The sequence below is a fragment of the Rhizobacter sp. P1_G5 genome, from assembly GCF_056405435.1.
In genome coordinates this window covers 1-7,115 of the sequence record NZ_JBFUCB010000300.1, presented here as the reverse complement: position 1 = coordinate 7,115, position 7,115 = coordinate 1, and the positions used below count along the sequence as shown (strand labels likewise).

The following is a 7,115-nucleotide window of genomic DNA, read 5'->3' as shown; positions in this document are numbered from 1 at the left end:
AGCCAGCAGGTCGGCGCGGCGCAGCGCCAGGTAGGACTCGCGCACGCGGGCCCCGGCGCGCTGCACGTTCGGGTGCTCCTCGACCGAGGTGTTGTCGGTCAGCGCCTGGTTCGACGTGAGCTGCTCGCGCGCGGCCAGCGAGGCCGATTGCGCGKCCGCGACGGCGCTCTTCGACGCGGCGAGCTGCGCGTTCGCGTGGTTGAACTCTTCCTTGCCGACGGCGCCGCTCGCGACCAGCGGGGCGCGGCGGTTCACGTCGTCCTGCGCACGCACGAGGTCGGCCTGCGCACGGGCCAGGTCGGCCTCGCGCAGCGCGATCTGCGCCTTCAGCGTCGAGTTGTTCGCGAACAGCGTGCGCACCTCGCGCACCGTCTGCGCGAGCTGGGCTTCGGCCTGGTCGAGCGCGACCTGCGCATCGGCCGGGTCGAGCTTCACGAGCGGCTGGCCGGCCTTCACGAAGTCGGTGTCGTCGGCATTGATCGCGAGCACGGTGCCGCCGACCTGCGGGGTCAGCTGCACGACGTTGCCCTGCACGTAGGCGTTGTCGGTCGACTCGTAGTGGTTCAGCACCAGCGCGTAGTACGCGCCGTAGGCGACGCCGACCACCGCGACGGCGGCCGCCACGGCGGTCAGGGCCTTCTTGCGGGTCGGGTTGCCGGTGACTGCGGGAGCGGTGTTGTCTTGCGGGGAGGTCATGAAAGGTTCTCCGGGGGACTTGCTGTGTTTGTATGGAATCGGGTCGGGATCAGGAGGCTTGCGCGGTGCGCAGCGGCGCGGCGACATAGCCGCCGCCCAGCGAGCGGATCAGCGCCACCTGCGTGTCGAGCGCGCGCGCCTTCAGGTCGGTGCCCAGGCGGCGCTGCGTCAGCACCGTGGACTCGGCGTTCAGCACCACCAGGTAGGTGCCGAGGCCGGCCTTGTAGCGCTGCGTCGCGATGTCATAGGCCGCTTCGGCCGAGGCCTGGGCACTGGCCTGTTCCTTCTGCTGGCGCTCGATCGACTGCAGCGAGCTGATCTGGTCGGCCACGTCGCGCACCGCGTCGAGCACGGCGGCGTTGTAGCTCTCGATCGCGGCATCGAGGTCGGCCGACTTGCCGCGCAGGTTGGCGCGCAGCCGGCCGCCGTCGAAGATCGGCAGGCGGATCGCCGGGCCGATGCCGTACTGCTGGCTGTCGGACTTCAGCAGGTTGTCCAGCCCGATGCTCGAAAAGCCGGCGAAGCCGGTCAGGCTGACGTTCGGGTAGAACTGGGCGCGCGCGGACTTCACGTCGCTGGTGGCGGCCTCKACGCGCCASCGCGCGGCGSYRATGTCGGCGCGSCGGCCCAGCAGGTCGGCCGGCACGTTGGCCGGCAGCGGCACCGCCTGCACCGGCTGCAGGCGCGGGCTCAGCGTGTCGAGCGCGTTCGGGGCCTGCGCCGTCAGCGCGGCCAGCGCATGGCGGGTCAGCGCGATCTGCTCGTTGAGCGCCTCGACCTGCTGGCGGGTCTCGGGCAAGGCGCCCTCGCCCTGGCGCAGCTCGACGGTGGTGTCCAGCCCGGCCTGCACGCGCTGGCGGATCAGCGCGAGGATGTCGTCGCGCTGCTGCAGCGAGCGGGTCGCGACATCGCGCTGCTCGAGCAGGCGCGCCAGCTGCACGTAGTTGCGCGAGACGTTGGCTGCCAGCAGCACGCGTGCGGCTTGCAGCTCGGCCTCTTGCGCGCGCTGGCTGCCGAGGGCGGCGTCGAGCGCGGCGCGGTTGCGGCCGAAGAAATCGAACTCCCACGAGGCGGCGGCCTGCAGCGTCGCGGTGGTCTGCATCGTGCCGCCGATCGGGGGCGGCACCAGGCCGGTCTCGGTGAAGCGCTGGCGGGTGGCATCGAACTGCCCGGTGACCTGCAGGCCGTCGGCCGCCGCCACGTTATCGATCGCGGCCTGCGCCCGCGTGATGCGCGCCTGCGCCACGCGCAGGTTCGGGCTGCCGGTCAGCGCCTTGTCGACCAGCCCGTTCAGCGAACTGTCGCCGAACGATTGCCACCAGTTGGCCTCGATGGCCGGCGAGGCTGCGTCGGCCTTCTCGGCCAGGCCGACCGTGGCCGGCTCGACCAGCTTCGCGCCCGGCGCGATGCCATTGGTGCTGGCGCAGCCGGCCAGCGTCAGCACCAGCGTTGACGCCAGGGCCACCACCAGCGCGGTCAGCGCCGGAAGCTCGCGGTGCGAGCGCAGGGTCTGCAGGGAAGGGATCGCGGACATGAGACCAGACTTTCTGTCAGATGATTGTTTCGGCTGTATTTGCTCAGGCAAGCATTGGGACGGCATGGTCCACCTCGTTCAACTTTTGTTTGTCCTATTGGGGGCTGCGCGAGGGAGATCAGGTCTCGTCGCGCAACGCCTCTCCGTTCGCCAGCATGCGCTGCAGATACAGCTTCAGCGCCTGCCATTCGGTCTTCGAGAAACCGGCCAGATGGGCGTTGAGCACCTCGGCCAGAACGGCAGGGACCTCGGCGATCGAGGCCTCGCCTTCCGGCGTCAGCTCGATCTCGACGACCCGTCGGTCTTCGGTGCTGCGCACCCGCTTGCACAGGCCCTTGCGCTCCAGCCGGTCCAGCAGGCGCGTGGTGGCGCCGGCATCGGACTGCAGCCAGCGCGCCAGCTCGGCGACCGTCGCCTTGCCGTGGCCCGAATGGAAGACCTTGAACAGCGGGCCCCATTGCGCACTGGTCAGGCCGTGCGCGCCGAGCTTCAGGTCGACCTGGGAACTGATCGACAGCATGATCCGTTTCATCAGGTAGCCCACGCTCTCCTCGGCGCAGTACGCGTCGCGGTTGTAGAAATCGGCGGGGACGGGGCTGCGGCTCATGGCGGTCGGATGGGGTCCGTTGGCTGTCTCGATGCCTGGACTTTATTTGCTTAGGCAGTAATTGTCAAGGCCGCCTTTGCCCCGGCCGTGTTCGGCTACAGTGCGATGCGACTTTTTTGCCACCCGCTGTCCGACAGGCCCCCCCGATGACCAGCCCCACTCCCCCCGCGCCCGGTCGCGACGTTCGATCCCTCAGCGGGCTGATGCCGTTCCTGCGGCCCTATTGGGGGCGCATCGGCCTCGCGGTCGTCTTCCTGGTGATGGCCGCGGTCGCGACGCTGGTGTTCCCGGCGGCGCTGAAATCACTGATCGACCAGGGGCTGGTCGCCTCCGATCCCGGCGAGCGGCTGCTCGCGTTGCGCGGGCACTTCTTCGCGCTGTTCGGGGTCGGCGCGGCGCTCGGCGTGTTCTCGGCGGCGCGCTTCTACATGGTGACCTGGCTCGGCGAGCGCGTCACGGCCGACCTGCGCAGCGCCGTCTATGCGCACGTCATCGAGCAGAGCCCGGAGTTCTTCGAGACCACGCAGACCGGCGAGGTGCTGTCGCGGCTGACCACCGACACGACGCTGGTGCAGACCGTCGTCGGCTCCAGCCTCAGCATGGGCTTGCGCAACACGGTGATGGGCCTGGGCGCGATGCTGATGCTGATCATCACCAACCCGCTGGTGATGACGCAGGTGCTGGGCATCCTGGTGATCGTGGTGCTGCCGTCGCTGTACTTCGGGCGCCGCGTGCGCAAGCTGTCGCGCGCCAGCCAGGACCGCGTCGCCGATTCGAGCGCGATCGCCGCCGAGGTGCTGAACGCGGTGCCGGTGGTGCAGAGCTACACGCAGGAGGCGCGCGAGGCGAAGCGCTTCAGCGACTCGACCGAGAACGCCTTCGCCACCGCGGTGCGCCGCACGCGCGTGCGCTCGGGGCTGGTCGCCTTCATCATCACCGCCACCTTCGGCGCGCTGCTGTGGGGCCTGTACCAGGGCACGCAGGCGGTGATCGCCGGGCAGATCAGCGCGGGCCACCTCGGGCAGACGGTGGTCTACGTGATCATCCTCGTCAGCTCCGTGGCGGTGCTGGCCGAGGTGTATGGCGACCTGCTGCGCGCGGCCGGTGCCACCGAGCGGCTGATGGAGCTGCTGGCCACGCGCTCGCCGATCGCCTCGCCGGCGCAGGCGGCGGCACTRCCGGGCACGAGCGGCGGCTCGGCGGTGGCGCTCGAAGGCGTCAGCTTCCGCTACCCGTCGCGACCGCAGCATGCGGCGCTGGCGGATTTCAACCTGCAGGTGCGGCCGGGCGAGACGGTGGCGCTGGTCGGGCCGAGCGGCGCCGGCAAGAGCACGGTGTTCCAGTTGCTGCTGCGCTTCTACGACGTGGCCGAGGGCCGGGTCGCGGTCGACGGCGTCAGCGTGCGCGACACCGCACTGCAGTCGCTGCGCCAGCGCATCGGCATCGTGCCGCAGGACAGCGTGATCTTCTCGGCCAATGCGCTGGAGAACATCCGCTACGGCCGCCCCGAGGCCAGCGACGACGAGGTGATCGCCGCCGCCCGCGCCGCATTCGCGCACGACTTCATCAGCGCGCTGCCCGAGGGCTACCAGACCTTCCTCGGCGAGCGCGGCGTGCGGCTGTCGGGCGGGCAGCGCCAGCGCATCAGCATCGCGCGGGCGATGCTGAAGAACCCGCCGCTGCTGCTGCTCGACGAGGCCACCAGCGCGCTCGATGCCGAGAGCGAGCGCATGGTGCAGGCCGCGCTCGAATCGGCGATGAAGGATCGCACGACGCTCGTGATCGCGCACCGCCTGGCCACGGTGCAGCGCGCCGACCGCATCGTCGTGATGGAACACGGGCGCATCGTCGAAACCGGCACGCATGCGGAACTCGCGGCTGCCGGCGGGCTCTATGCGCGGCTGGCGGCGCTGCAGTTCGATCTGTAAGCGCGCGCCGACATCAACTGTTACCGACGACCGACAGACACCTGCAACATGCGCGACCGATACTCGCAATCCGCTCGCGCGCGAGACTTTTTCAGGAGAAGACCATGAACATCCGCAACTTCCGATCCGCCGCCGTGGTGCTCAGCGCCACCGCCGTGCTGCTGGCCGGCTGCCAGAACATGAGCGAGACCCAGAAAGGCACGGCCATCGGCGCCGGTGCCGGCGCCGCGGCCGGCGCGGTGCTCGGCAAGGTGACCGGCGGCAAGGCCGGCACCGGTGCGGTGATCGGCGGCGCGCTCGGCGCGGTGGCCGGCAACATCTGGTCGAAGCGCCAGGAAGAACGCCGTGCCCAGATGGAGCAGGCCACCAAGGGCACCGGCGTCGAGGTGACCCGCACGGCCGACAACCAGCTGAAGCTGAACGTGCCGAACGACGTGTCGTTCTCGACCGGCAGCGCGACGATCAAGCCCGAGCTGCGCGCCGTGCTCGACCCGTTCGCCGAGAGCCTGAAGAACGACCCGAACGTGCGCCTGAGCATCGTCGGCCACACCGACAACACCGGCTCGGACGCGATCAACAACCCGCTGTCGCTGGAGCGCGCGCACAGCGTGCGCGACTACCTGAGCACGCGCGGCGTGGCCGCGAACCGCATCGAGACCGCGGGCCACGGCGAGCGCGAGCCGGTGGCGGACAACAGCACCGAAGCCGGCCGCGCGAAGAACCGCCGCGTGGAACTCTTCCTGCGCGAGCCGGGGCAGTCCTGATCGCTCTTCGCATGACGGAACGGGCGCCTTCGGGTGCCCGTTTTTCGTTGCGCCGATAATCGCGCCTTCCGCAGGCAGTACCCCCATGAAACAGTACCTCGACCTCGTCCAGAGCATCTTCGACCACGGCAGCTGGCAGGACAACCGCACCGGCGTGCGCACGCTGAGCCTGCCCGGCGCCTCGTTGCGCTTCGACCTGCAGCAGGGCTTTCCGGCAGTGACGACGAAGAAGCTGGCGTTCAAGTCGGCGATCGGCGAGCTGGTGGGCTTCCTGCGCGGCAGCCGCAATGCGGCGGAGTTCCGCGAACTGGGCTGCAAGGTGTGGGACCAGAACGCCAACGACAACGCGCAGTGGCTGGCCAACCCATACCGGCTGGGCGCCGACGACCTCGGCCCGGTGTATGGCGTGCAGTGGCGCAACTGGCCGGCCTACAAGGTGATCGATTCGACGCAGACGGCGCAGATCGAGGATGCCATGGCGCGCGGCTACCAGTTCACTGCCGTCTACGACGACGGCGAGGCCGAGCGGGTGCTGCTGTACAAGGCGGTCGACCAGCTGCGCCAGTGCCTGGACACGATCATCAAGGACCCCGGCAGCCGGCGCATCCTCTTCCACGGCTGGAACTGGGCCCAGCTCGACGAGATGGCGCTGCCGCCCTGCCACCTGCTGTACCAGTTCCTGGTCAGCCAGGAGAAGCGCGAGATCTCGCTGTGCCTGTACATCCGCAGCAACGACGTGGGCCTGGGCACGCCGTTCAACCTGACCGAAGGGGCGGCGCTGCTGCACCTGGTCGGTCGGCTCACCGGCTACACGCCGCGCTGGTTCAACTACTTCATCGGCGACGTGCACATCTACGAGAGCCACGTCGGGATGCTGCGCGAGCAGCTGACGCGCACGCCGTTCGCTGCGCCGCAGTTGCAGCTGTCCGATCGCATCCCCGACTTCGCGAAGACGGGCCGCTACGAGCCGGAGTGGCTCGAGAAAGTGGAGCCGTCGGATTTCGCGCTGGTGGGGTACGACCACCACCCGCCGCTGACGGCGCCGATGGCGGTCTGAGCGGCCGCGCGGGTCACGCGCGGCGCTGCACCTTCACAGGTCGGATCGCTGGCCGTCGCGCATCAGGCGGGCCAGCATCGCCACGACGGCGGTGCGTTGCGTATCCACCCCGGCCGTGCCGAGCGCCGCCAGGCGCAGCGCTGCCGGCGGCTCGACCCCGGCCATCAGGTGTTTGGCGAGCTTGGTCATGATCAGGCCCGCGAGCATGCACTGCAGCGATGCGGCCGCTGCGTCGTCGTCGGCCACCGGCAGTTCGGTGAAGCGGGCGCTGACTGAAACCAGCGCTTCCGCCGCGCCCAGCAGTTCATCGGTGTTCATCGTCATCACAAGGTCCTGGCCGCAGCCAAACCCGCGATTGGACCGGCCGGCGCGCCGGCTGTCATGAACAAGGCCTGATGAAACCTTGACGGTGTGTGTGCCGGCATGTCACCCGGCCCGGGTTTTCGCGCCCATCGACGCGGCAATTCAATTGATCGCAGCCCTGGCTTTCATCCGCTCGTCCGGCGTTCAGCGGCCGGCACCCAGCGTC

At 69.7% G+C, this 7,115-nt stretch carries 6 protein-coding genes and 1 pseudogene; 3 read left to right on the top strand and 4 right to left on the bottom strand.

From position 1 onward, the window contains the following. From AC1D12_RS19675 to AC1D12_RS19665, 3 genes and pseudogenes are all read right to left on the bottom strand, one after another. Positions 1 to 696, bottom strand: a pseudogene (locus AC1D12_RS19675) (EmrA/EmrK family multidrug efflux transporter periplasmic adaptor subunit); the annotation flags it as partial. 49 nt (positions 697 to 745) lie between these two features. Continuing rightward, on the bottom strand, positions 746 to 2,230 hold the full coding sequence (locus tag AC1D12_RS19670) for an efflux transporter outer membrane subunit (RefSeq protein ID WP_477842379.1): 1,485 nt from the start codon (positions 2,228 to 2,230) through the stop codon (positions 746 to 748). Between the two features lie 118 nt (positions 2,231 to 2,348). After that, a complete protein-coding gene (locus tag AC1D12_RS19665; protein ID WP_477842377.1) occupies positions 2,349 to 2,837 on the bottom strand; it encodes a MarR family winged helix-turn-helix transcriptional regulator in 489 nt (162 codons plus the stop codon). Between the two features lie 146 nt (positions 2,838 to 2,983). Here AC1D12_RS19665 and AC1D12_RS19660 point away from each other — a divergent pair, with 146 nt between their 5' ends. The 3 genes from AC1D12_RS19660 to AC1D12_RS19650 all read left to right on the top strand — a co-directional run bounded on the left by AC1D12_RS19660 (position 2,984) and on the right by AC1D12_RS19650 (position 6,586). Further along, a complete protein-coding gene (locus AC1D12_RS19660) occupies positions 2,984 to 4,765 on the top strand; it encodes an ABC transporter transmembrane domain-containing protein (protein ID WP_477842375.1) in 1,782 nt (593 codons plus the stop codon). 104 nt (positions 4,766 to 4,869) lie between these two features. Beyond that, positions 4,870 to 5,529 carry a YiaD family glycine zipper/OmpA-like lipoprotein gene (locus AC1D12_RS19655; RefSeq protein WP_477826110.1) on the top strand — a complete coding sequence of 220 codons (660 nt, stop codon included), beginning with the start codon at positions 4,870 to 4,872 and terminating at the stop codon, positions 5,527 to 5,529. Between the two features lie 85 nt (positions 5,530 to 5,614). After that, entirely contained in the window at positions 5,615 to 6,586 is a 972-nt protein-coding gene (locus tag AC1D12_RS19650) for a thymidylate synthase (protein WP_047504683.1), read from the top strand. Between the two features lie 33 nt (positions 6,587 to 6,619). Here AC1D12_RS19650 and AC1D12_RS19645 read toward each other — a convergent pair whose 3' ends face one another. After that, positions 6,620 to 6,910 (bottom strand): hypothetical protein, encoded by a 291-nt coding sequence (locus AC1D12_RS19645; RefSeq protein ID WP_047504686.1) that lies wholly within the window; start codon positions 6,908 to 6,910, stop codon positions 6,620 to 6,622. Positions 6,911 to 7,115: the final 205 nt, after the last annotated feature.

Coding starts and splice junctions, on each gene's coding strand:
- AC1D12_RS19665 (WP_477842377.1), bottom strand. CDS start 2,837: ATGAGCCGCAGCCCCGTCCCCGCCGATTTCTACAACCGCGACGCGTAC.
- AC1D12_RS19655 (WP_477826110.1), top strand. CDS start 4,870: ATGAACATCCGCAACTTCCGATCCGCCGCCGTGGTGCTCAGCGCCACC.
- AC1D12_RS19650 (WP_047504683.1), top strand. CDS start 5,615: ATGAAACAGTACCTCGACCTCGTCCAGAGCATCTTCGACCACGGCAGC.
- AC1D12_RS19645 (WP_047504686.1), bottom strand. CDS start 6,910: ATGACGATGAACACCGATGAACTGCTGGGCGCGGCGGAAGCGCTGGTT.